The following is a 21355-nucleotide window of genomic DNA, read 5'->3' on the forward strand; positions in this document are numbered from 1 at the left end:
TAGCGCGCGGTCCCCGGGGGACACAGCTGCACACAAGGAACGGAGCACCATGGCACGGAAGTCGCTGGTCGGCGTCGTCGCGGACGAACTGCTGGACCGCATCGTGGCAGGTGAGTTCCCGCCCGGAACGGTTGTCCCCGGAGAGCTCGAGCTCAGCGCCAAGCACGAAGTCAGCCGCATGACCGTACGCGAGGCTATGAAAACCCTTCAGGCCCAGCAGATCCTCAGCGTGGAACGCGGCCGCGGCACCTTCGTGAACCCGCTCAACCGGTGGGCCTCGCTGGAAGCAGTGCTGCGCGCCGCCTCCGAAGGAAAGAACGACGCCGATGCCGCCGTTCAGCTCATCGAGCTGCGGCGGATGCTCGAATCGGGAGCTTGCGAACTGGCAGCCGGTAAAGTCACGCCGAAGGATCTCGCGCAGCTCGGCAAGCACGTGGACGCGATGCAGGCGGCCCACGAGAAGAACGATGTTGCCGCGTTCGTCGAGGCGGACCTGGCCTTCCATGACCTGATCCTGCACGCCTCGGGGAACGTGTTCGTGGCTGTTCTGTTCGAGCCCCTGCACCGCGTCCTCGAGACCCGGCGTACCCAGACGTCCAAGGTGCCCGAGATCCAGGAGCACGCCATCGGGCACCACCGCAGCATCCTCGACGCCTTGGCCGCCGGCAGCCCGGAACAGGCCCGGCAGGCCATGGACGCCCACATGCAGCAGACCCTGGACGACCTGAAGAGCTACGTGCTGGGCCGCTGATCCGTCACGCCCGGGAGGCCGTTCCGTCCGGAACCCCTCCCGTCCGGAAGGCTCAGAAAAGCGGGATCCGCGTTTCCTTGATCCATTCGCCGCGGCGGTAGTCGCGGGCCTTCACCACCACGCAGTCTTCGAAGACTTCCACCTGCAGGCCGCTGGCTTCGCGGCCGTCAAGGGCCCGCTCGCCTCCGGTGCCGTTGTCCTCCCAGAGGGTCTGGATGGCGCCGGTGTTGATCACCTGGAAGCCCTGCAGGTTGTCCGTGCCGGGAACGGTGCGGCGCACTTCCCAGTCGGCCAGCTGCAGCGCCCAGTGGGTGTGCGAGGTGAAGACGAAGGCGTTGGGGTACTTGCCCAGGATGCCCAGGAGCTGGTCCGCCTGCAGGTAATCGTTGAGGTACAGCTTGTTGCGGGTGCCGGAGACGGTGTCCGGGAAGGGGTGGTGGGTGAAGACCATGACCGGCTTGCGGCGCGCGGCCCAGTCGGCCAGGCGGGTTTCGAACCAGGTGATCTGTTCTTCGCTGAGCCAGACCTCGTCCCACAGCGTGCTGTCGTGGTAGTGCATGTACTTCTCGGTGCCCAGGATCAGGCCAGGCACACCGCCCAGGTCGATCTCCGTGTAGACCTTGTTCCGGCCGGTGAACTTGTAGAAGCTTTCAAAGAGGGACGCTTCGGTGGTGCCGTTGGGCCAGCTGGCCTGGGCCAGGGTGGTGGGGCTGGAGTATTTGGGGACGTAGAACTCGTGGTTGCCGATAGCCCAGTGCACGTTGGCGGCGTGGGGGTTGGCGTCCAGGACGGTCCGAACGGCTTCGTATTCGAAGTCGTAGCCGCGCGGGGTGATGTCGCCGTTGACCACCAAGCCGGCGCTTTGGGCAGCGGGGTTGGTCTTTTCGATGTCCTTCAGTGCCAGGGCGAAGTCGCCCAGGTCGCCTTGGACGTCACTGATCACGGTGAAGACCGTGGGGCGGCCGGAGGGGCGGGTGCTGCCGAAGCCGGCGGTGGTAGCAGTTGCGGGGCCTGCGGTCAGGGCGGAGGTCCCGACGGCGGCCAGGCCGGCCAGGGAGGCAGCGATCGCCGTGCGGCGGCTTGTGTTGGTCATGGGAAGGGATGCCTTTCAGCTTGCGGGAGGATGAAGTAACCCCGCCACGCTAAATACATCGGATGAATACGCGGCAAATTGACCGTTACGGTTCCGAATTTCCGGGCAAAATCGCGCCGGAAGAAAGGCAAACAACAGATGAAACCAGCCTGGCGTGGGGCCTAGTCCCGAGCCGCGTACTCGGCTAGTCTGCTCTCACCGCTTGCGGTGGATCGCCGTCCGGCGCAGGCATCAGACGATCGCAAGGAGTACTGCCATGGCCGACCACACCTACAGCATTTCCGAAATTGTTGGAACTTCCTCCGAGAGCATCGATACCGCCATCAAGAACGGCATCGCCACCGCAAAACAGACCGTGAGGAACCTGGACTGGTTCGAGGTGAAGGAAATCCGCGGCCACCTCAGCGACGGCGAAGTGGCCGACTGGCAGGTCACCATGAAGCTGGGCTTCCGCCTGGAGCGCTGATCGCGCGGCAGCGCCAGCACTGACAGCAGACATGGAAAAAGCGGGGCCGCACCCAGGCAGTGCGGCCCCGCTTGGCTTTTCATGGCCTTCAAGCGGAAGGCTAGACGGCCCAGACCTCGAGCGGATCGTTGCCGCAGATCAGGCGACGGCCGCCCTGCTCCAGGATGATCCACAACATCCGGTGGTCGCCGGAGACCTCGTCGACAACTCCGTTGTCATAGCCCCAGCCGTCCTCGTGGACCCAGACGGCGTCGCCGCGGTTGAGCGTGGACCAGTCCTCGGCGGGGATGAACGTTGCCCCGGGCGCGGGCTTGCTGGGGGCGACCATGTCAGGCATCATGCCGAGGCCGCCATTGCGGGCCGCGGGCGCCAGATGGTCGGGGTGCCGTTGTGGGCCGGGAAAACGTGGCCCTCAGTGAAGGTCTGCACGGCCTGCGGCTCGGCGTCGGGGCTCCACGGCCCGGAAGCGGGAACGTGGGAACCGGTGGGGCTGACAGGGGCGACGCGGTTGCCCAGGAGTGCGATGCGCTTCATCGTTGAACCTCATGCTTGGCCGTTGGATCGGAGAACTGCCTCCAGCCTAGAAAGTCGCGCAGCTCACACCAATGGGCATATGGCCAGAGATCGCCAAGAGCAATGTGCAATCAGACAGTTCGCGGACGGGCGCCTCTCCGCCGCCATTCGACACCGGAGAAAATCAGCAGCAAGCCGAAGAGTGCCGCAAACGCCGCAAGCAGACCTGCAAGGGCGAGAATCCCGGCGCCAGGGTTTGCGATCAGGAAGATACCAAGGACCGCGAGCACGGCGCCGGTCAGCGCGGGAATCCGCCACGGTTCGATTCCGGCACGGCCGTCAAGTGCCAGCAGGAGTTGCGAGACGCCTACGGTCAGCGCCCAGATTCCCGTGAGGACCGTCAGCGCGCCGTCGGTGATGCCCGGCCAGGAAACGGCGATCAGCCCGGCAACGATCGAGGCCATGCCACCCACCATGCTCCAGCGCGAATGCCTTGCAGGGTCGTAAAAGAAGTGCGCCACGTTCGCCAGCCCGTCAGCCATGGCATAGATTCCAAAGACGTACGCGAGCGCGAACACCGTGGAAACCGGTAGCGCGGCCACCGTCAGGGCCAGCAGCAGAGCCAAAGCACCGCGGAATAAGAGCGCGGTACCGGAGTGATTGAACAGCCTGCGTCCTGCTGCGCCGGACATACCCACAGTTTAAGCCGCGGCGCCTGCCCTGTCAGCGGCCGCCGTCGAGGTCACAGCACCCTGTCAGCTGCCCGTGGCCTTTGACGCTCTCGAAGCTTTGGCGGCAGCCTTGGCCGCCTGCTTGGAAGCCCGCACCTTCTGCAACGATTCCGGATCCACGATGTCCGCAACGGACAGGAAAGAACCTTCCTCTCCGTAGCTTCCGGCGGCTTCGCGCCAGCCCTCGGCCTGAAGACCGCGCTGCTTGCCGAGCAAGGCCAGGAAGATCTTCGCCTTCTGTTCGCCGAAGCCGGGAAGGGCCTTGAGTCGCTTCAGTACTTCCTTGCCATCCGGGTCGCCCTGTGTCCAGATCGCGGTGGCGTCCCCGTCCCAGTCGTGCTCCACCGCCTCGGCCAAGGCCTGGACCCGCCCGGCCATCGATCCCGGGAAGCGGTGCACGGCGGGCCGTTCCTTGAACATCTCCACGAAGGCCTCGGGGTCGTAGCCGGCCACTGTGGCGGGTGAAATCGAGCCGATCCGGGTGCGGATCTTCTCCGGGCCGGCGAACGCGGATTCCATGGTCACCTGCTGGTCCAGCAGCATGCCGGTGAGCAGGGCAAACGCGTCGTCGCTGAGCAGCTTGTCCGCAGCAGGGTCTCCTGTGATGTGCAGTTCCATGCGGCCTATCCTGCCACCCGGCCCGGCGCCCCGCCACGGCCCCACCCCCTGCAACGCGGGGTCAGTTACGGCCCATGTCGCGCCCCGGGATGGGCCGTAACTGACCCCGCGTTGCTGGGCGAGGGCGTTGCTGTTCAGGGGCGTCGGCCGCGCACTGCCGCGATTCCCCAGACCGCCAGCAGCACGGCCACCAGCAACAAACCGGCCTCGCCCAGGTCCACCGATGCCAGCCACGCTGTCACGGGATCCCCCAAATCGAACGCCGCATTAGCGAAACCACCCAGGGTAATGACGGAAATGAACAGCGCGGAGACCGCAGAAATGCCCGTAATCAAAGCGTTGAAGCCCAGCTTCCGCTGTGGATCCGCCAGTGCGGAGCGGTACATCCGCATCATCGCCACCCCGTTCACGGAATCGCAGAGAGTCATGGCGGCCGTGAACGCCAGCGGCAAGGCAAGCAGGGCGAGCGGCGGCACCCCGGCCAGCGAGGCCGCCGTCGTCATCACCAGAAGCCCGATGGTGGTGGCGGTATCGAAGCCCAGCCCGAACAGGAAGCCGATCACATAGATGTTCCGCGGCCGCCGCACGCGGGCAAGCGGCCGGGCCAGCAGCCGCGCAACGACACCCCGCGCTTCCAGGTCCTCCGCCGAAACCGCGCCGCCGGCCTTCGCGTGCCGGTACACCCGCGCCGCGCGGAGGAACGCGGAGCCGTTGAAGAGGCCCATCGCCAGCAGAAACAGGCCGGAGACACCGCTGCCGATCAAGCCCAGCACCAGGTTGCCGGTAGTGCCGTCCTCCATGAACTGCCCCACCATGCCGGCGCCGGCCACCAGCAGCACGCCCGCCAGGACCACCACGGAACTGTGCCCCAGGCTGAAGGCGAAGCCCACGCTCACGGGTTCGCGGCCCTGCGCCACGAATTTGCGGGTGGAGTTGTCGATCGCGGCGAGGTGGTCCCAGTCGTAGCTGTGCTTGACGCCGGCCAGGTAGGCCGTGAGCACCAGGCCGAGGGCCAAGGGCTGCCCGCCGGCGGTTGCGGCCGAACCACCCAAGAGGAGGAGCCCGACGGCGGCCGCGTGGAGGGCGGCGACCGCAGCAAAGGTGAACATCAGACGGGTCCGCAGCGGCAACCGTTCACGGTGCCGGTACATCGTGGCGAGTGCCGTCATTAGTACTTCCTCAGGTCGAGCGGTTCCTGGCCGTACCAGCGTTTGCGGAGGTGGGCCGTGCACGCGTTCAGCAAGCGGCTCAATTCCCCTGTGCTATTGGAGAGCGAGCGCAGCACGAGCCCCGCGGTTCCGGCCACCGACGCGGTCAGCGAGACGCCGGTGAGTGCGTCATGCGCGGCGGCAAGGGCGTGCAGTTCGTCAGCAAGCGCCTGGTCCGCGCGCGGATCGACCACCAGCAACGAGCCCAGATGGCTGAAACCCTCCATGAATCCGAGTCCATTGACGTCTCCGCCAGGCGGTTTGATGAGGACATTGTCGAGTGCCAACAGCCCGGCGTCCTCCACCCGGATCTCGCTCCGCAGCCGCAGTTCCTCGTACGAGAATGCGGTGCCTTCGGGCGACCAGCCGGGCGTGACGATTTCGCTCATGATCAGGCTCGACGACGGGTGGACGGTAATGCGCGTGCCTTGCCGGTAGCTGGCCTCGCGGTAGGCGATGAGCTGGTCCGGCGCCAGTTCCAAGCGCGCGCCCTCCCCCAGCCGGATGGACATGCGCTGCTCGGCAAAGGATCCGGGCGTGCGGTAGATCTTGGTGGCCGACTGGGTTGTCAGCAACAAGGCCGCCCCGTCTTCCACCTCCACATCAACCACATAGAGGTCCGCACCAAGGTAGGCCCCGCCGGGATTGACCATCACGTAGCCCACCTGCCCGGAACCATCCAGATAGTGCGGCCGCAGTACCCGCAAGGCACCCTGATGGAACTGGTGGACGGCCACGGAACGGTCGCCGCGTTCGCCGATCACCAACTTGAGTACGCCGCGAGCCTCCGGTGATTGAGCCTGCCCGCCCGGTGATTGAGCCTGTCGAAATCCCCCGGTCTCGACAAGCTCGACCACCGGTGACCCGGTCTCGACAAGCTCGACCACCGCGGTCATCGCGCCAGGTCGAGCATCAGGACGTCGTGCCGGATCCAGTGGATGACGGCGTCCAGGCCTTCGTCCGTCTTGAGGTTGGTGAAGCAGAAGGGCTTGTCGCCGCGGAACTCCTTGGAGTCGCGTTCCATGATGGCCAGGTCCGCGCCCACGTGGGGTGCGAGGTCGGTTTTGTTGATGATGAAGAGATCGGACTTGATCATGCCCTGGCCGGCCTTGCGCGGGATCTTCTCGCCCTGCGCGACGTCGATGATGTAGATCGAGAAGTCCACCAGCTCGGGGCTGAAGGTGGCGGAGAGGTTGTCGCCGCCGGATTCGACGAAGATCACCTGGAGGTCCGGGTGCCGCTTCTTGAGTTCCTCGATGGCGGCGGTGTTCATGGAGGTGTCTTCGCGGATGGCGGTGTGCGGGCAGCCGCCGGTTTCGACGCCGATGATCCGGTCCTCGGGCAGGATGCCGTTGGCGGCCAGGATTTTGGCGTCCTCGATCGTGTAGATGTCGTTGGTGATCGCGGCCATGGAGATTTCGCCGCTCATGTGCCGGGTGAGGCGTTCCACCAGCTGGGTCTTGCCGGCGCCCACCGGTCCGCCGATGCCGATCTTGATGGGTTCTGACATGTGTCCTCCTACTAACTCATGAACATGCGGGCGCGTTGTTTCTCGTGCCGCATCTGCGAAATTTCCAGTCCGGGGCTCACTGCCCCGAAGTCGTCCGGCGTGAGGCTCCGGACCCGCTCGACGGCGGCAGCAACGCCGTCGTGCGCGTTCCGCAGCACCCGCTGCCCGGCGTTCTGGCCGAGCGGGATGGCGCGGACCGCGTTCTGCGTGAGCGAGGTCGCCGCGGCGAAAAGGTACGCGGCGAGCGCTTCCTCGAGCGGAACCTCCAGCGAGCGCGCGACGACGGCGAACGCCAGCGGCTGATGGCCGGCGGCGCGGCCTGTGGTCACCGCATCCCGGTAGGCTTCCAACTCCGGCGACGGGAACACTTCGCTGCCGATCTCGAGCAGGCGGAGGCCCATCTTCACGCTGGCCTCGCGCACTTGGCGCGGCAGGAGCTGTGCGCTGAGTTGCTCGTCGAGTTCCTGCACCGGCACGCCTTCGTAAAGGAAGCGGATGGCCAACGCGTCCGAGTACGTCAACTGCTGCCCCAGGAACGCCGCGAGCCACGCCCCGAAGGACGCTTCGTCCCGCACCAGGCCGCGCTCCATGTACGTTTCGAAGCCGAAGGAGTGCGCAAAAGCCCCAATAGGCAGCGCGGAGTCCGTGAGCTGCTGCAGGGGGAGACGGTAGGTCGGCCCGGGGTCTCGACAGGCTCGACCACCGAGGTCGGTGATTGAGCTTGCCGGCACGGTGATTGAGCTTGTCGAAATCTCCGGGTCTCGACAGGCTCGACCACCGGCTTCAGCTCGACCACCGGCTTCAGCTCGGCCACCGGAACCGGCGTCAGTGGCTGTGTTCTGCATGGCGGAAGGGAACTGGCATCACGCGTTCCTGGCGGTCGTAGGGCACGCCGACGTGCTTCAGGTAGTCCTCCACAGTGTGGTCGTACTGGCAGACCATCACCTCGGCGGCGTACTCCGATTCGGCGTCGAAGAACTGTGCCTGCAGGTGCCGGTTGCCCAGGGAGTGCGCCACGACGCCCATCTCGTGAATGCTCCGCGGGGCGATCACCAGAACGTCAGTGGGCAGCACCGAGACCACGATCAGGTTCCTCTCCTCCACAGCCAGGATGTCGCCGTCGCGCAGGTCCGGGGAGCCGGACGGCAGCCGGATGCCCAGCTCCTTGCCGTGGTCCGTGGTGACCCGCTGGATGCGCTTGACCAGCAGCGCGCTGGGCAGCACCACTTTCTCCTTGTGGTGGCCGGCGTAGAGACCCGGCTCCGGCAGTTCGTGCAGATTGCCCTGGATTTTCTCAATGATCACAAGAGCTCCTAGAAGAGGAAGTAGCGCTGCGCCATGGGCAGTTCGGTAACCGGTTCGCAGGTAACGTCCTCGCCGTCCACCGTCACCTTGTAGGTCTCGGGGTCGACGGCGATGTCCGGCGTCGCGTTGTTGAACTTGAGGTCCACTTTGCCCAGGTTCCGGATGCCGGAAACCGGGCGGATCACCTTCTCCAGCCCGAGTTCCTCCGGTACGCCGGCCTCGATGGCCGCCTTGGACAGGAAGGTGATGGAGGACTTCTGCATGGCCTTGCCGAAGGTGGCGAACATGGGGCGCATAGTGCGCGGCTGCGGGGTGGGGATGGAGGCGTTGGCGTCGCCCATGATGGCGTAGGCGATCTGCCCGCCCTTGAGCACCAGCTCCGGCTTCACGCCGAAGAACGCCGGGTCCCACAGCACCAGGTCCGCGAACTTCCCCTCCTCCACAGAGCCAATCGAGTCCGCCATGCCCTGCGCGAGCGCCGCATTGATGGTGTACTTCGCCACGTAGCGCTTGAGGCGGAAGTTGTCGCTTTCCGCGCTGCCGTGAGTGCCGCCGTCGGGATCCACAAGCGCGCCGCGCTGCTTCTTCATCTTGTCCGCCAGCTGCCAGGTGCGGGTGATGACCTCGCCCACGCGGCCCATGGCCTGCGAGTCGGAGGAGGTGATCGAGAAGATCCCCATGTCCTGCAGCACGTCCTCCGCCGCGATGGTTTCGGCGCGGATGCGCGAATCCGCGAAGGCCACGTCCTCCGGGATGTCCGGGTTGAGGTGGTGGCACACCATGAGCATGTCCAGGTGCTCTTCGATGGTGTTGCGCGTGTACGGCAGCGTGGGATTGGTCGACGCCGGGAGCACGTTGGGCATGCCGGCGATCTTGATGATGTCCGGGGCGTGCCCGCCGCCGGCGCCTTCGGTGTGGAAGGTGTGGATCACGCGGCCGTCGATCGCCTTGATGGTGTCTTCCACGAAACCGCACTCGTTGAGGGTGTCCGTGTGGATGGCCACCTGCACGTCGTATTCGTCCGCGGCCTTGAGCGAGTTGTCGATCGCGGCCGTGGTGGAACCCCAGTCCTCGTGGACCTTGAGCCCGACCGCACCCGCGCGGATCTGCTCGGCAAGGGGCTCGACGGCGGAGGCGTGGCCCTTGCCGAAGACGCCGATGTTCACGGGCAGGCCCTCAGCCGCCTGCAGCATCCGCTTGATGTGCCAGGCGCCCGGAGTGACCGTGGTGGCCTTGGTTCCTTCTGCCGGGCCGGTGCCGCCGCCCACCATGGTGGTGATGCCGCTGCTAATCGCCGCGGGCACCTGGTCCGGGGAGATGAAGTGGATATGGGTATCGATGCCGCCGGCGGTGACGATTTTCCGTTCACCGGCAATGATTTCAGTGCTCGCGCCGATCACGATATCCACGCCGCTGCTGATGTCCGGGTTTCCGGCCTTGCCGATCTTGAAAATGTGGCCGTCCCGGAGCGCGACGTCCGCCTTGTAGATTCCGGTGTAGTCCAGCACGATCACGTTGGTGATGACGGTGTCCGGGACGCCTTCATCACGGGTGGCTTGGCCGTTCTGGCCCATGCCGTCGCGGATCACCTTGCCGCCGCCGAACACGGCTTCCTCTCCGTAGACCGTGTAGTCCTTCTCGATCTCGAGGAACAGATCCGTATCGGCCAGGCGGATGGCGTCGCCCGTCGTCGGGCCGTACAGCTCGGCGTACTGCCGGCGCGGGAGGTCGAAGCTCACTGGGCGTCCCCCTCTGCGGCGGCGTTCACGGAAGGCGCGGCGCCGCCGTCGAGCGTTCCGTTAACGGCGTTGCTGAGCCCGTACACCTCACGGTTCCCGGCAAGCTCGATGAGCTGCACCGTGCGCCGGTCCCCCGGCTCGAAACGCGCGGCGGTGCCGGCCGGGATGTCGAGGCGGCGGCCGAAGGCGGCCTCCCGATCGAATTCAAGCGCCCGGTTCGCCTCGGCAAAGTGGTAGTGCGAGCCGACCTGGACGGGCCGGTCGCCCCTGTTGACGACGTCGACGGCGATCGCCTCGCGCCCGCTGTTGCAGTGGACTGGGTCGGGCCGGAGCCGGTATTCGCCCGGAATCATGCGTCCTCCTAGCGGATGGGGTTGTGGACGGTGACGAGCTTGGTGCCGTCGGGGAAAGTGGCCTCGATCTGCACGTCGTGGATCATTTCGGGGACGCCTTCCATGACGTCCTCGCGGCTGAGGATGGTGGTTCCCCAGCTCATGAGTTCAGCAACGGTGCGGCCGTCCCGGGCGCCTTCGATAAGCTCGTAGCTGATGATCGCCACGGCTTCCGGGTAGTTCAGCTTGAGGCCGCGGGCCTGCCTGCGCCGGGCCAGGTCCGCCGCCACCACGATCATGAGCTTTTCCTGCTCACGGGGCATTAGGTGCATGGCTTCTCCTCATCGCCGGGCGCCGCTGAAGCGGAATGTGTGACAAGGCTAGGCTCGGGGTGTTTCGGGGAGATTTCCGGATTGCTACAGCTCCCGCACAAGGATGTGGCTTGTATTAGGCTGTGGAAAGCGTCGCGTGCCGATGGCGGACTGCGCCAGGCATGGAGGCGCCGTATCAAAGGGGTCTTACATGACCGTTTCTTTCAACCACACCATCATCGCTGCCAAGGACCGGAACGAGTCCGCGCGGTTTTTCCGGGAGATCTTCGAACTTCCCGAGGCACCCTCCTGGGGGCCGTTCACCAACGTCCAACTGGAAGACGGCGTGCTGCTGCAGTTCGCCGAGCCGCCCGTGGACATCCAGATGCAGCACTACGCCTTCCTGGTGGACGACGAACTTTTCGACCGCGCCTACGCACGGTTGCAGACGAAGGGCATCGAGCACTGGGCCGATCCGCAAATGCAGTTGGCCGGCCAGACCAACACCGAGCACGGCGGACGGGGCGTCTATTTCAAGGATCCGGCCGGCCACGGCCTGGAAATGATCACGCGGCCGTACCTGTAGGGACTTCCTGGCCCAGGGCTCCCTGAGCCTAGGCGCCGTGGGCCTAGGCGCCTTGGGCATCCAGCACTTCCTTCAGCCGCTTCAGGTCCTTGGTCATGGCGCTCTTCATCATCGGCGCCATGACCAAGGCCGCCAGCTTGGAGAAACCGGACGGCTTGCCTGTGTTGCGCAAGGTCATCCGGGTGCCGGCGCCGTGGTCTTCCCAGCGGTACGTGGTCTGCATGGGGAACGGGCCCTGGGATGTCCGCATCACCAGGACCTCGCCGGGCACGAATTCCACGAACTCGTAGGTGTACTCCAATGTCCGGCCAAGGAATTCCGCCGAGAACGCCAGCCGGGACCCCCGCCTCAGCGGCGGCTCGGTCTCCCAGCTCACCCGTTTGATGTTGGCGTACCACTCCGGGGCGTTCTCCGGATTTCCGGCGTAATCCGCGACGACGGCGCGGGACCTGTTGATGACTGCCTCCACCTGGACATCGACCATGGTCCGCCCCTGTTCCTTTCGCGGGCACCTCGCCTCGCGCTTCGACTGAGCCAAGTCTAGGCTCCGGGACGCCGTGGTCGCGGCCCACACACTAGGCTGGTGCCCACCCGACGGAACAGGAGGCTGACGTGGCCGGGACAATGCTGAGCGGAACAACCGTTGCCGAGGTGATGGCCGAGCTGGCCGCCCTTGAGGACCCCAAGGCCCGTGCGGTCAACGAACGCCACGGCGACGACCACGGCGTCAACCTGGGCAAGCTGCGCGCCGTAGCGAAACGCTTGAAGACCCAGCAGGACGTGGCGCTGGAACTGTGGGCCACGGACGACACCGCGGCCAAGCTCCTGTCCCTGCTCATCTGCCGCCCGAAAGCCTTCAGCCACGATGAGCTGGACACCATGCTCCGCCAGGCCCGCACTCCCAAGGTCCACGACTGGCTGGTGGGCTACGTCGTGAAAAAGAGCCCGCATGCCGAGGACCTGCGCCAGGCCTGGTTCGCCGATCCGGACCCCGTGGTGGCCAGCGCCGGCTGGGCCTTGACGAGCGACCGCGTGGTCAAGAACCCGGAGGGACTGGATCTCCCCGGGCTGCTGGACATCATCGAGGCCCGGATGAAGGACGCCCCGGAACGCCTCCAGTGGGCCATGAACACCTGCCTCGCCCAGATCGGAATCGAACATCCGGAACACCGCGCCCGCGCACTCAGCATCGGCGAACGCCTCGAGGTCCTCAAGGACTACCCCACCCCGCCAAATTGCACGTCTCCTTTCGCGCCGATCTGGATCAACGAAATGGTGCGGCGCAAGGAAGCCAAGTAGCGCAGGGAACAGTCCGGAAGGAGGCCCTCCCGGTACCCGTCTTAACCGAGACTCCCTCATCCGCGCGGGCGGTGATGACATGGATTGTCGGGGCATTCCCCGCACATCAACCGACGAAGGACCTCCATGTCACACGGCACTTCCCTTGGGCCTGACCGCATTGATTCAGGCCACGCCGAGCCCGCGAGCAATACCTCCGAAGAGCATCCCGCCCATTGGCAGGGCGTCTTCGCGATGTCGCTCTGCGCCTTTGCCCTGATCGCCTCGGAGTTCATGCCCGTCAGCCTCCTGACCCCGATGGCCGCGGACCTGCGCGTATCCGAAGGAATGGTGGGGCAGGGCATCGCGATTTCGGGGCTGTTCGCGGTGCTGACCAGCCTGTCGATCTCGACGTTGGCCGGCGGAATAAACCGTAAGACACTGCTTCTCGGTATGACGGCACTGATGGGCGTCTCCGGCGCGGTCGTCGCCGTCGCCCCGGACTTTTCCGTGTACATGGCGGGCCGGGCACTGATCGGCGTGGTGGTGGGCGGCTTCTGGTCGATGTCCGCAGCCACCGCGATGCGCCTTGTCCCGGCGTCCCGACTGCCGCGTGCGCTGGCCATCTTCAACGGCGGCGGCGCCCTGGCCACCGTGCTCGGCGCGCCGCTGGGAAGTTACCTTGGCGGCGTAATCGGCTGGCGCGGAGCCTTCTTCTGCCTTGTCCCCATCTCGCTGCTGTGCCTCGCGTGGCAATGGTTCAGCCTGCCGTCGTTGGAGGCCGCGAAACCCAGGGTCCGGGCGCGGCAGGTCTTCGGCATCTTCGCCGCCCTCAAGAGCCGGCCGGTGGCGCTGGGCATGGCCGCCTGCGGCGCCTTCTTCATGGGCCAGTTCATCTTGTTCACCTATGTGCGCCCGTTCCTGGAAACGGTCACCCGGGCGGACGCCACCACGGTGTCGCTCGCGTTGCTCATCGTCGGCGTGGCGGGCTTGGCTGGCACGCTCCTGATCGGCCGCTTCCTCGGCCCGGGCCTGTACCGCACTCTTGCGGTCATCCCGGCGCTGCTCGCCGTCGTCGCGCTGGCCCTGGTTCCCTTCGGCCCGTCACTGATCGCCGTCCTGGCGCTCCTGGGCGTATGGGGGCTGCTCGCCACCTCGGCACCGGTCGGCTGGTGGAGCTGGGTGGCCACGGCCATGCCCCACAACGCCGAGGCCGGCGGCGGGCTCATGGTGGCCACCGTCCAGACGTGCATTGCCTTCGGTTCCACGCTGGGCGGTGTACTGTTCGACGGCGGCGGGTACAGCAGCACCTTCATCGTGAGTGCCGCAGTGCTCGGGGCCGCTGCTCTGCTGGCGGTGCTGACCGCCCGGGCCGCGGGTCGGGACGCCTCAGTGGCCACCTGAATCGGGCACCCGAGCGCCGCCGCGCTCTAAGTGCCGGGCTGCAGGGGCCGATTCGCCGGGTGCCCGCCATATTCACTGACCGCCCAGGACGCGAGCAACTGCATGCGCTCGGCGGACGGCGTTCCCGGCTCCGCGGCGTAGATGGTCAGGGTCAGCCCAGGGTCGGAGGCCATTTCCATGCCTTCGAACGCCAGGGTCATCTCGCCGACCACCGGATGGCGGAACACCTTGAAGCCCGCGCCCGGGCGCCACACACTGTGGGCGGCCCACCGGCGGCGGAACTCCGGACTGTGCATGGAGAGCTCCCCGATCAGTTCGTAGTGTTCCTTGTCGTGCGGATTGCGGGCACCTTCCATGCGCAGGATCTGCACCGTGGTGTCCGCGGCACGTTCCCAGTCGGGATGGAAGTCGATGCCACGCTGGTCCAGGTAGATGAAGCGGGCGAAGTTGGGGGTGCGGCCACCGGCGTCGTACATGTCCTTGTAGAACGCCCGGCCCAGGAGGTTGGCGGCCAGTAGGTCCATCCGGCCGTTGCGGACGAAGGCGGGGCCTTCGGTGACGGCGTCGAGGATCCATTGAAGGCTGTCATGCGGGCGCCAGTCCGCATGGTTCCGCTTCCGGGGACGCCGACCCACCGGGCTGGCCGCCTGGGCGAGGTCGAAAAGGTAGGCCCGTTCGTCGTCGTCGAGCATCAGGGCGCGGGCGAGGCTGTCCAGGACTTCCGGCGAGGCCCCGCTGATGGCCCCGCGTTCCAGCTTGGTGTAATACTCAACGCTCATTCCGGCGAGCGCCGCCACCTCGATGCGGCGCAAACCCGCCACCCGGCGCTTGGACCCTTCGGGAAGGCCCACCTGCCTGGGCTGCACTTTGGCTCGGCGGCTCGTGAGGAACTCACGGACTTCTGCACGGTTATCCATGGAAGCAACCGTAGGCAGTCCGGACGCCGTGTGGGAGTCTCCGGCAGTACCTGCCTGGGCAGGATTCACCGGCACCCCGGCACCGGATAGAAAGCGGGGCGGCACCGGTCCGTCCGGTGCCGCCCCTTCCCGGCTCACGGCGCCGAAAGCCTCGGCAGCCGTGAGGTCTTGTCAGCTACACGGGTTGCCGGCGGAGACGGTGCCGTTCTGCACCTTCATCGCGCCTGCGCCGATCGTGTAGTTGTTGCCGCCGTTGTTATCCCAGCTGCCGGAGCCGTTGTTGAACGCGGCGGTGATGCCCGTGGCAGTGCCCAGGTCCACGGTTTTCTGGAACCAGCCGGGGCAGGCTGCGGTCATTCCGACGCCGGGTACCGCGGTCCATGCGCCGTCGCCCACCTTGTAGTGGATGTTGGGGCTGGTCCAGCCTGTGGCGTAGTAGACGGAGGTGGTGTTCGACGCCGGTGCGGCGCAGGGATTGCCCGTGCCGACCACGCCGTCCTTGACGGTGACCGTGCTTCCGCTGAGCAGGTAGTCCTGCCCGCCGTTGTTGTCCCAGGTGCCGGCGCCGTTGTTGAAGGCGGCGGTGCTGGTGGTGGCGGTGCCGAGGTCGATGGTCTTCGACACCCAGCCCGTGCAGGCCGCGCTCATCGCGACGCCGGGTGCGGTGGTCCAGCTGCCGGTACCTGCTTTGTAGTGCATGTTGTAGTTCGTCCAGCCCTTGGTAGTGGCGTAGTAGACGGTTTGGGAGTTGCCCGGAACAGGCGTGGTGCCGCCTGCCTTGGCGCCCACGTGGAGGGCGAGCGCGGCGTTCTGGCCGACGGTCGCAGTGAAGGTCCCCGCGGCATCCACGGTGATGACGCCACCGGCGGAGCAGCCTCCCGCGGTGGGCAGCCCGACGATCACGTTGCAGTAGTTGCCTGCGGGCAGGGAGCTCTGGAAGGTGCGGGTCAGGGCGGTGCCGCGGTTGATCGCCAGGTAGCCCTTGTCGCCGCGGCCGAAGGCGATGGCGTTGGAGCCGTTGTCCCATTTGTTCACGACGGCGGTGCCGTACGTCTGTGTGCGGAAGCCCACCATGTTCTCGATGGCCGTTTCCGAGTGTTCGCAGGTCCAGCCGTTCTGTCCGCAGACGGCGTCGTTCACGCGGCCGTTGGCCGCCAGGGACGGTCCTGCGTCCTTGTCGGTGAAGGCGTACCCGGAATGGATCGACGGCGAACCGTAGTTCCAGCCGAGCGTGAAGATCTGCGCGAGGTCGTAGACAGCGCCATCTTTGTAGCTGAGGGTTTCGCCGTTGCGTTCGGTGTCGTGGTTGTCGACGAAGACGGCGGCGTTGCTGTTAGCGAGGAAGCCGGACCAGCTAGGGCCGATGCCGTTGCCGGTGATGAGCCAGTTGATGGTGCCGCCGCCGAAAGCTTCCTTGAGCTTGCGGGCGAAGGCGAACTCGTGGATGTCGCCGTAGTCGAGGTATTCCTCGGGCTGGATCGGTTCGTTGGCGCGGATGACTTCCTGGACCACGTAGAGCCGGGTGCGGTCATTGACCTTGGAGAGGATGCCCTGCATATCGGCCGCGGCGATGTGCTTCACCGCGTCGATGCGGAGCCCGTCCACGCCAAGCGAAACGAGGTCATTCAGGTAGGCGGCAATCTTTCCCTGCACATACGGCGAAGAAGTGTTGAGGTCAGCCAGGTTCACGAGGTTGCATTCCTGCACCTCCCAGCGGTCCTGGTAATTGACGATGTTCCGCTTGCAGGAGTGGAAGTCCTGGCTCTGGTAGATGCCCGGGTAGTCGTAGTGCTGGAACGTTGAGCCCGCCCAGCCGGTTCCCCCGGCGGACTGGCCGCTCATGTGGTTGATGACGGCGTCGGCAATGATCTTGACGCCGGCGGCGTGGCAGGTGTCCACCATCGCCTTGAACTCGGCCCTGGTGCCAAGCCGGGACTCCACTTTGTAACTCACCGGCTGGTAATGGACCCACCAGGCCTGGCCCTGGACGTGTTCCTGCGGCGGCGAGGTCTGGACGTAGCCATACCCGGCCGGGCCGAGGTTCTCGGTGCATTCGCGGGCGATTGCGTTCCAGGTGTATTCGAAGAGGACGGCGGTGGCGTCCTTGGGGCCGGGCGCGGCCGCCTGGGCGGTGTCCACGCCGACGGGCGTGAACGTCGGAGCGGCAAGGGCCATCAGCCCCGCGAGGGCCGCTCCGGCAAAAAACTGCAAACGTTTCCTGAACGGTGCGCGGCGGGCGGCGGTGCCCGCTTCGAGTTGTGGCATGGAAAGGGAAATCCTCTGCATGTGAGTGGAATCAGGCCGGGAATCCTGATATCCACTGCCACCACCGCGTCGGTGCGGCGGTCGCGTCACGATGACGACTGCCCACAAGAGTAAAGCGCGAACTGAGAGCCCGCAAGCCCTTTTCGCGAAAAACTGGAAACGTTTACAGAAGCTGCGCTTCGGCCGTAACTCCCACCAAAGCTCCCACCAATCCGGGCGGCAGACGTTGCCCGGACACGAGAAAACCCCCGGGATTCCCGGGGGTTTAGAGGGTGGGCCCTGTGGGGCTCGAACCCACGACCCACGGATTAAAAGTCCGATGCTCTACCAACTGAGCTAAAGGCCCCTGCCGGCACCAAAACGCCGGCCCAGTCCATTTCTGGACGTTAAATACTTTACCCCACGCCACAGGACGCCATGACACCGCGGCCGGCGCACCGTCGTCGGGATCCGGGCGCACCGCCGTCGGGAACAAAACCCGGGCGCACGCCCCGAAAACCGGCCATCGCATGAGTGCACGAGCGAAAGCACAGGAGTAGCGTTGGGGCATGAGCGATCCAGCAGCCTCCAACGGTTCCAACGGAGCACCCCGGCACCACAAGCCCAAGCCCTTTGCGCCCATCGATTTCGAACCGTTCGCGGGCGGCGCGGACCCCGCACGGGTTTCCGAGGCGGCGCACCTGGCGGCGCAGGCACTGGTGCGGCACGGCCGGGACAGTGACGACCCCAAGGTCACCAAGCGCCTGGTCAAGCTCGCGGACGAACAAGGCCTGGACGCCATCGCCGAAATGTGGGCCGAGAGCCCAGCCCGCTCCCTTCCCGGGGCCCTGTGGCGGCTCTATGCGTTGCGGGCCGCCACCATCCAGAATCCCGAACGGATCTCCGTGTACTTCAAGGCCGGCCGGGACACCGCGCAGGTCTCGCACGTGGTTGCCGGGGCAGCGGAGCCGCCCGGGGCCGAAGAGATGAAACAGATGGCGGACGCCATCCTGTCCGGAGCGTTCGACGGCGATTTCGACGTCGCGCTGGAGCGTTCCGCCGCGTTCTGCCGGGTGGTGGCGCTCGGCCAGGCGACCATCGCGGACAGCGCGGAGCACTCCAACGAAGGCCACGCCAGCAAGCTCACCAAGAGCTCGCATCAGTTGGTGAAGACCGCCGAAGACCTTGAGCACGCGGCCAACGCGTGGCGCCTGGGCGAACTGGACTGACCGTTCCGGACCCCCGCCCCGCAAGGCATCCCGACACGTATCTGTCAATGTTGACTTAGTCAGGGCGAGGTATAAAACTAAAACTGGTGCCGAACCGCGAAACCCCCGGGCTTCAACTTATAGCCGCTTCGAGCGGCCTACCGCCGAGAGGCGTATCCGGTTCGGCACCATTTTTATGCCCTCTTCGCGGGCGGCGCCGCCGGCCCTACGCAGGAACCTTCGCACCCTCGGCGTAGTCAAAGACCTCTTCGGCCGCCGGCGCGGCCACAACCGCCACGTGGCAATCGCAGCGGCAGGTGAAGCAGGCCCCGTGCACGCCGTCCCGGCAGTCGAGCGTCATGTAGCGCGGCACGGCTACAGCAACAGGAGTTACGGCGGAAAGGCCCGAACGGCGGGCACGCCTGTAGGCACGGTACTTCTGGATCACGGCAAATTCCCTTCGCCCGGAGGCATCAGTTCTGGACTGAGTTCCCCACCGGGCAGGCTGCCCACTCACGTCTGTACACGTATCCAGTACCGGCGATTCCGGAATCGTGTCGCGGATTTCGGAGACTTTCTGCACACATTTTTGATTGACGCAAGTCACATTGGGCAACGATCCGGAAATTCAGTCATGAAGCAGTGCGTCACGAACCGGATTGCTGCGACACTGTACACATATGGGGCAGCTTAACTTCCGGCCGCGGCACAACCGCGGCCTCTCAGAACAGGACCTCGAATCAGCGGGGGATCCACAACTTATCCAGGCAGTACGCGCCGGCAACAGCGGCGCGTTTGCCGCACTCTACCGCCGTCACCAGGACGCGGCGTTTTTCGCTGCCCGGAACCACGCGGACAACCCCGGAGATGCCGAAGACATCGTGTCGGAAGCCTTCGCCTCTGTCTTCGCTTCCCTTGCCGACGGCAAGGGTCCGGAAGAGTTCTTCCGTGCTTACCTGCTGACAGTAGTCCGGCGGACGGCCTTCGCCCGCAATAAACTCGCCTCCCGCGCGCTGCCCACGGAGAACAACGAGCACCTGGACACCCCGGTCACCGACGTGGATCCGGTGCTGGCAGCCTTCGAGTCCGGGACCATGGCCCGCGCCTTCCGTTCGCTGCCCGAACGCTGGCAGGCCGTGCTGTGGTACATGGATGTGGAGCAGCTCAAGCCCGCCGCCGCCGCTCCGTACGTGGGCCTCAGCGCGAACGGCGCGTCCTCCCTGCTGATCCGCGCACGCGAAGGGCTCCGCCAGGCCTACCTGCAGCACCACTTCGACCTCGTCGCCGACGATCCCTGCGCCGAGTACCAAAGCCAGCTCGGCAAGCACGCACGCGGCAAGCTCAGCCCGGTCCAAGCCAGGAAGCTGGACCAGCACCTGGAAGACTGCGTCAAGTGCACCGCCCTGCTGCTCGAACTCCGCGACGTCCAGGCGAGCATGCGCGTTGCCCTCATTCCGCTCCTCGGCCTCGCCGCCGGCACCAAATGGGCCGCTGCCCTCATCCCCGGGGCGGCCGGAACAGCGGCGGTGGGAGGGGCCGCCGCCAGTTCCGCCCCCGCGCCGGGATTCCCGACGGCGGTGGCGGAGTTCTGGAAGCCTGTCGCCGCAACGGTGGTCGTCGCGGCCGGGGTTGCGGCCGCCATTGCCGCCAGCCAGGGCGTGTTCAATCCCGCCGCGTCTGTTCTTCCCAGCGCGGCCGCCGCGCAGCAAGCCCCCCAAGCACCGGCCGCCGAAGGACCCGAAGCGGCCCCGCCGGCGTCGACCTCTCCGAAGATCCCCTCGCCAAAGGCGCCCGCGGCGCCCAAGCCCAAGGCTCCCGCCGCACCGGTCGATCTCGCCGTACCTGCACCGGTGCCTGTGCCTGTGCCGGTGGTCCTGCCGCAACCGGCGCCCGCCCCGACGCCCACCACGGCGCCGCCCACACCAACTCCGACTCCCACACCCACACCCACACCCACACCCACACCCACACCCACGGAGACCCTCCCACCGGTAACCCCAACGCCGACGCCCACGCCAACCCCCACCCCTACGCCCACCCCTACGCCCACGCCGACCCCCACACCGCAGCCGGCCACGGCTTCAGCGTCCCTGGCCATGAACGGCCAGAGCGGCCAGGGGCAGCTCACGGTCACGTTCACCATTCCGGAGGGGACCACACCGGGGCCTGCCGCGGCCACTTTTGAGTTGGCCGGCCTTGTGGTGGACCCGGGGAGTTTCGTGGGGCCGGCGGGCTGGATGTGCCTGGAACCGGTGCCCGGCACCATCATCGTTACGTGCACGGGAACAGCAGGCCCAGGCTCCCTCACCTTCACCTCGGGCGTGCTGGAGATGCCAGGCGACAACGCGGCAAGCTACAGCTTGTCCGGGCCGGGAGCCGGACTCACCGCCGGCACCGTCTACTGATGGCGCGGCGTACCCCAGGGGCAACTGCCGTAAAGTTGGTGTCTGTGAACGATCCCGCGGTACGTCATGCGATCCTTTCCCCCCAACATCCCATCGACTCCGCAGAGCGGACCACCCCGTGAAACTGCGGCTCTTCCCCCAGGAGTCCGCAGGACTGAAGCTTCTTTCCCAGATGGCCCGCCAGATCCTTGAGGCCACCGGCACCCTGTCGGAGATCCTCGGCGCCCCGGTCACGGAGCATGAGCGGTTGGTCGACGAACTGCACGGCCACGAATCCAAGTCCACGGACCTGCACTTCGCTCTGCTGACCCACATGCGCACCAGCTTCATCAACCCGCTCCCCCGCGAGGATATGTACGCGCTCTCCCGCTTCCTCAACGAGGCCATGGAGAAGCTGGACGCCGCGGGTGAACTCGTGGCCTTGTACAAGCTGGACCGGCTGCCCAAACGCGCGGCGGACCAGCTGGAAATCATCAGCCGCCAGGCCGAGCTCACGGTCGAAGCCATGGTCCGCCTGGACGACCTGGATGAGCTCGAGGACTATTGGATCGAAATCCTGCGCCTGGCCAAGCGTGCCGAGCGCAGCCACAGGATCTGGGTTGCCGAGATGCACCGCGACATGAAGTCGGCGCAGTACGCGCGCAACCGGGACATCGCCAACCAGCTGGTGGATGTCACCAAGGACATGCGCAGGGTGGCCACCCAGGTAGGCAGCATCATCGTCAAGGAAGCCTGA

25 protein-coding genes and 1 tRNA gene are annotated in these 21355 nt (G+C 66.3%); 8 read left to right on the forward strand and 18 right to left on the reverse strand.

Going from position 1 to position 21355, the window contains the following annotated elements:
• The first annotated feature begins 49 nt into the window (after window positions 1-49).
• Complete coding sequence (locus tag BIU82_RS04070) at window positions 50-751, forward strand: FadR/GntR family transcriptional regulator (RefSeq protein ID WP_070348192.1); 702 nt, start codon at window positions 50-52, stop codon at window positions 749-751.
• A 52-nt stretch (window positions 752-803) separates the two neighbouring features.
• Here BIU82_RS04070 and BIU82_RS04075 read toward each other — a convergent pair whose 3' ends face one another.
• A complete protein-coding gene (locus tag BIU82_RS04075; RefSeq protein ID WP_070348193.1) occupies window positions 804-1844 on the reverse strand; it encodes a DUF4073 domain-containing protein in 1041 nt (346 codons plus the stop codon).
• Window positions 1845-2100: 256 nt separating this feature from the next.
• On the opposite strand from BIU82_RS04075, the gene BIU82_RS04080 reads away from it, so the two are divergent.
• Complete coding sequence (locus BIU82_RS04080; protein ID WP_070348194.1) at window positions 2101-2310, forward strand: dodecin; 210 nt, start codon at window positions 2101-2103, stop codon at window positions 2308-2310.
• Between the two features lie 100 nt (window positions 2311-2410).
• Here the strand turns inward: BIU82_RS04080 and BIU82_RS04085 are convergent, their stop codons facing one another.
• The 12 genes from BIU82_RS04085 to BIU82_RS04140 form a co-directional block, all read right to left on the reverse strand.
• Window positions 2411-2638, reverse strand: coding sequence for a hypothetical protein (locus BIU82_RS04085; RefSeq protein ID WP_083292184.1), 228 nt, complete (start codon window positions 2636-2638; stop codon window positions 2411-2413).
• 8 nt (window positions 2639-2646) lie between these two features.
• Window positions 2647-2844, reverse strand: coding sequence for a hypothetical protein (locus BIU82_RS04090; protein WP_070348195.1), 198 nt, complete (start codon window positions 2842-2844; stop codon window positions 2647-2649).
• A gap of 110 nt (window positions 2845-2954) precedes the next feature.
• Complete coding sequence (locus BIU82_RS04095) at window positions 2955-3515, reverse strand: DUF308 domain-containing protein (RefSeq protein WP_070348196.1); 561 nt, start codon at window positions 3513-3515, stop codon at window positions 2955-2957.
• Window positions 3516-3578: 63 nt separating this feature from the next.
• On the reverse strand, window positions 3579-4172 hold the full coding sequence (locus BIU82_RS04100) for an HhH-GPD-type base excision DNA repair protein (protein ID WP_070348197.1): 594 nt from the start codon (window positions 4170-4172) through the stop codon (window positions 3579-3581).
• Window positions 4173-4306: 134 nt separating this feature from the next.
• Window positions 4307-5341 carry a nickel transporter gene (locus BIU82_RS04105; protein ID WP_070348198.1) on the reverse strand — a complete coding sequence of 345 codons (1035 nt, stop codon included), beginning with the start codon at window positions 5339-5341 and terminating at the stop codon, window positions 4307-4309.
• Window positions 5341-6117: an urease accessory protein UreD gene (locus BIU82_RS04110; RefSeq protein ID WP_253182679.1), complete on the reverse strand. Its 777-nt coding sequence runs from the start codon at window positions 6115-6117 to the stop codon at window positions 5341-5343. Before BIU82_RS04110 ends, BIU82_RS04105 begins: the two co-directional genes overlap by 1 nt.
• Window positions 6118-6272: 155 nt before the next feature.
• Entirely contained in the window at window positions 6273-6890 is a 618-nt protein-coding gene (gene ureG / locus BIU82_RS04115; protein ID WP_070348199.1) for an urease accessory protein UreG, read from the reverse strand.
• A gap of 11 nt (window positions 6891-6901) precedes the next feature.
• Window positions 6902-7621: an urease accessory protein UreF gene (locus BIU82_RS04120; RefSeq protein ID WP_253182677.1), complete on the reverse strand. Its 720-nt coding sequence runs from the start codon at window positions 7619-7621 to the stop codon at window positions 6902-6904.
• 94 nt (window positions 7622-7715) lie between these two features.
• Window positions 7716-8195 carry an urease accessory protein UreE gene (gene ureE, locus BIU82_RS04125; protein ID WP_070348200.1) on the reverse strand — a complete coding sequence of 160 codons (480 nt, stop codon included), beginning with the start codon at window positions 8193-8195 and terminating at the stop codon, window positions 7716-7718.
• Between the two features lie 8 nt (window positions 8196-8203).
• Window positions 8204-9934, reverse strand: a complete 1731-nt coding sequence (ureC, locus tag BIU82_RS04130) for an urease subunit alpha (RefSeq protein WP_070348201.1) — start codon at window positions 9932-9934, stop codon at window positions 8204-8206.
• Window positions 9931-10287 carry an urease subunit beta gene (locus BIU82_RS04135; protein ID WP_070348202.1) on the reverse strand — a complete coding sequence of 119 codons (357 nt, stop codon included), beginning with the start codon at window positions 10285-10287 and terminating at the stop codon, window positions 9931-9933. The genes ureC and BIU82_RS04135 overlap by 4 nt, the downstream gene beginning before the upstream one ends.
• A gap of 8 nt (window positions 10288-10295) precedes the next feature.
• Complete coding sequence (locus tag BIU82_RS04140) at window positions 10296-10598, reverse strand: urease subunit gamma (protein ID WP_070348203.1); 303 nt, start codon at window positions 10596-10598, stop codon at window positions 10296-10298.
• Between the two features lie 190 nt (window positions 10599-10788).
• On the opposite strand from BIU82_RS04140, the gene BIU82_RS04145 reads away from it, so the two are divergent.
• On the forward strand, window positions 10789-11163 hold the full coding sequence (locus BIU82_RS04145; RefSeq protein ID WP_070348204.1) for a VOC family protein: 375 nt from the start codon (window positions 10789-10791) through the stop codon (window positions 11161-11163).
• Window positions 11164-11206: 43 nt separating this feature from the next.
• Here the strand turns inward: BIU82_RS04145 and BIU82_RS04150 are convergent, their stop codons facing one another.
• The gene (locus BIU82_RS04150) at window positions 11207-11647 is read right to left on the reverse strand and encodes an SRPBCC family protein (RefSeq protein WP_070348205.1); all 441 of its coding nucleotides are present in this window, start codon (window positions 11645-11647) and stop codon (window positions 11207-11209) included.
• 140 nt (window positions 11648-11787) lie between these two features.
• On the opposite strand from BIU82_RS04150, the gene BIU82_RS04155 reads away from it, so the two are divergent.
• Window positions 11788-12462: a DNA alkylation repair protein gene (locus BIU82_RS04155; protein WP_074466406.1), complete on the forward strand. Its 675-nt coding sequence runs from the start codon at window positions 11788-11790 to the stop codon at window positions 12460-12462.
• Between the two features lie 126 nt (window positions 12463-12588).
• Window positions 12589-13845 carry an MFS transporter gene (locus BIU82_RS04160; protein ID WP_070348206.1) on the forward strand — a complete coding sequence of 419 codons (1257 nt, stop codon included), beginning with the start codon at window positions 12589-12591 and terminating at the stop codon, window positions 13843-13845.
• A 26-nt stretch (window positions 13846-13871) separates the two neighbouring features.
• On the opposite strand, the gene BIU82_RS04165 is transcribed toward BIU82_RS04160, so the two are convergent.
• From BIU82_RS04165 to BIU82_RS04175, 3 genes are all read right to left on the reverse strand, one after another.
• Window positions 13872-14762, reverse strand: coding sequence for a helix-turn-helix transcriptional regulator (locus tag BIU82_RS04165; protein ID WP_070348207.1), 891 nt, complete (start codon window positions 14760-14762; stop codon window positions 13872-13874).
• A gap of 171 nt (window positions 14763-14933) precedes the next feature.
• Entirely contained in the window at window positions 14934-17027 is a 2094-nt protein-coding gene (locus BIU82_RS04170; RefSeq protein ID WP_139146500.1) for a carbohydrate binding domain-containing protein, read from the reverse strand.
• Between the two features lie 273 nt (window positions 17028-17300).
• Window positions 17301-17373 (reverse strand) — tRNA-Lys (locus tag BIU82_RS04175).
• A gap of 202 nt (window positions 17374-17575) precedes the next feature.
• On the opposite strand from BIU82_RS04175, the gene BIU82_RS04180 reads away from it, so the two are divergent.
• Window positions 17576-18235, forward strand: a complete 660-nt coding sequence (locus BIU82_RS04180) for a hypothetical protein (protein WP_070348209.1) — start codon at window positions 17576-17578, stop codon at window positions 18233-18235.
• A gap of 205 nt (window positions 18236-18440) precedes the next feature.
• Here the strand turns inward: BIU82_RS04180 and BIU82_RS04185 are convergent, their stop codons facing one another.
• Window positions 18441-18662 carry a hypothetical protein gene (locus tag BIU82_RS04185; RefSeq protein WP_070348210.1) on the reverse strand — a complete coding sequence of 74 codons (222 nt, stop codon included), beginning with the start codon at window positions 18660-18662 and terminating at the stop codon, window positions 18441-18443.
• A 232-nt stretch (window positions 18663-18894) separates the two neighbouring features.
• On the opposite strand from BIU82_RS04185, the gene BIU82_RS19485 reads away from it, so the two are divergent.
• Both BIU82_RS19485 and BIU82_RS04195 read left to right on the forward strand, forming a co-directional pair.
• Window positions 18895-20619 carry a sigma-70 family RNA polymerase sigma factor gene (locus tag BIU82_RS19485; RefSeq protein WP_070348211.1) on the forward strand — a complete coding sequence of 575 codons (1725 nt, stop codon included), beginning with the start codon at window positions 18895-18897 and terminating at the stop codon, window positions 20617-20619.
• Between the two features lie 118 nt (window positions 20620-20737).
• On the forward strand, window positions 20738-21355 hold the full coding sequence (locus BIU82_RS04195; RefSeq protein ID WP_070348212.1) for a nuclease PIN: 618 nt from the start codon (window positions 20738-20740) through the stop codon (window positions 21353-21355).

The organism is Arthrobacter sp. SW1 (assembly GCF_001766675.1).
Classification (GTDB): domain Bacteria; phylum Actinomycetota; class Actinomycetes; order Actinomycetales; family Micrococcaceae; genus Arthrobacter.

Excerpts from the sequence above, each read along its gene's own strand:
- BIU82_RS04070 (WP_070348192.1), top strand. The coding sequence starts at position 50 with ATGGCACGGAAGTCGCTGGTCGGCGTCGTCGCGGACGAACTGCTGGAC.
- BIU82_RS04075 (WP_070348193.1), bottom strand. The coding sequence starts at position 1,844 with ATGACCAACACAAGCCGCCGCACGGCGATCGCTGCCTCCCTGGCCGGC.
- BIU82_RS04080 (WP_070348194.1), top strand. The coding sequence starts at position 2,101 with ATGGCCGACCACACCTACAGCATTTCCGAAATTGTTGGAACTTCCTCC.
- BIU82_RS04085 (WP_083292184.1), bottom strand. The coding sequence starts at position 2,638 with ATGGTCGCCCCCAGCAAGCCCGCGCCCGGGGCAACGTTCATCCCCGCC.
- BIU82_RS04090 (WP_070348195.1), bottom strand. The coding sequence starts at position 2,844 with ATGAAGCGCATCGCACTCCTGGGCAACCGCGTCGCCCCTGTCAGCCCC.
- BIU82_RS04095 (WP_070348196.1), bottom strand. The coding sequence starts at position 3,515 with ATGTCCGGCGCAGCAGGACGCAGGCTGTTCAATCACTCCGGTACCGCG.
- BIU82_RS04100 (WP_070348197.1), bottom strand. The coding sequence starts at position 4,172 with ATGGAACTGCACATCACAGGAGACCCTGCTGCGGACAAGCTGCTCAGC.
- BIU82_RS04105 (WP_070348198.1), bottom strand. The coding sequence starts at position 5,341 with ATGACGGCACTCGCCACGATGTACCGGCACCGTGAACGGTTGCCGCTG.
- ureG (WP_070348199.1), bottom strand. The coding sequence starts at position 6,890 with ATGTCAGAACCCATCAAGATCGGCATCGGCGGACCGGTGGGCGCCGGC.
- BIU82_RS04135 (WP_070348202.1), bottom strand. The coding sequence starts at position 10,287 with ATGATTCCGGGCGAATACCGGCTCCGGCCCGACCCAGTCCACTGCAAC.
- BIU82_RS04140 (WP_070348203.1), bottom strand. The coding sequence starts at position 10,598 with ATGCACCTAATGCCCCGTGAGCAGGAAAAGCTCATGATCGTGGTGGCG.
- BIU82_RS04145 (WP_070348204.1), top strand. The coding sequence starts at position 10,789 with ATGACCGTTTCTTTCAACCACACCATCATCGCTGCCAAGGACCGGAAC.
- BIU82_RS04150 (WP_070348205.1), bottom strand. The coding sequence starts at position 11,647 with ATGGTCGATGTCCAGGTGGAGGCAGTCATCAACAGGTCCCGCGCCGTC.
- BIU82_RS04155 (WP_074466406.1), top strand. The coding sequence starts at position 11,788 with ATGCTGAGCGGAACAACCGTTGCCGAGGTGATGGCCGAGCTGGCCGCC.
- BIU82_RS04160 (WP_070348206.1), top strand. The coding sequence starts at position 12,589 with ATGTCACACGGCACTTCCCTTGGGCCTGACCGCATTGATTCAGGCCAC.
- BIU82_RS04165 (WP_070348207.1), bottom strand. The coding sequence starts at position 14,762 with ATGGATAACCGTGCAGAAGTCCGTGAGTTCCTCACGAGCCGCCGAGCC.
- BIU82_RS04170 (WP_139146500.1), bottom strand. The coding sequence starts at position 17,027 with ATGCCACAACTCGAAGCGGGCACCGCCGCCCGCCGCGCACCGTTCAGG.
- BIU82_RS04180 (WP_070348209.1), top strand. The coding sequence starts at position 17,576 with ATGAGCGATCCAGCAGCCTCCAACGGTTCCAACGGAGCACCCCGGCAC.
- BIU82_RS19485 (WP_070348211.1), top strand. The coding sequence starts at position 18,895 with ATGGGGCAGCTTAACTTCCGGCCGCGGCACAACCGCGGCCTCTCAGAA.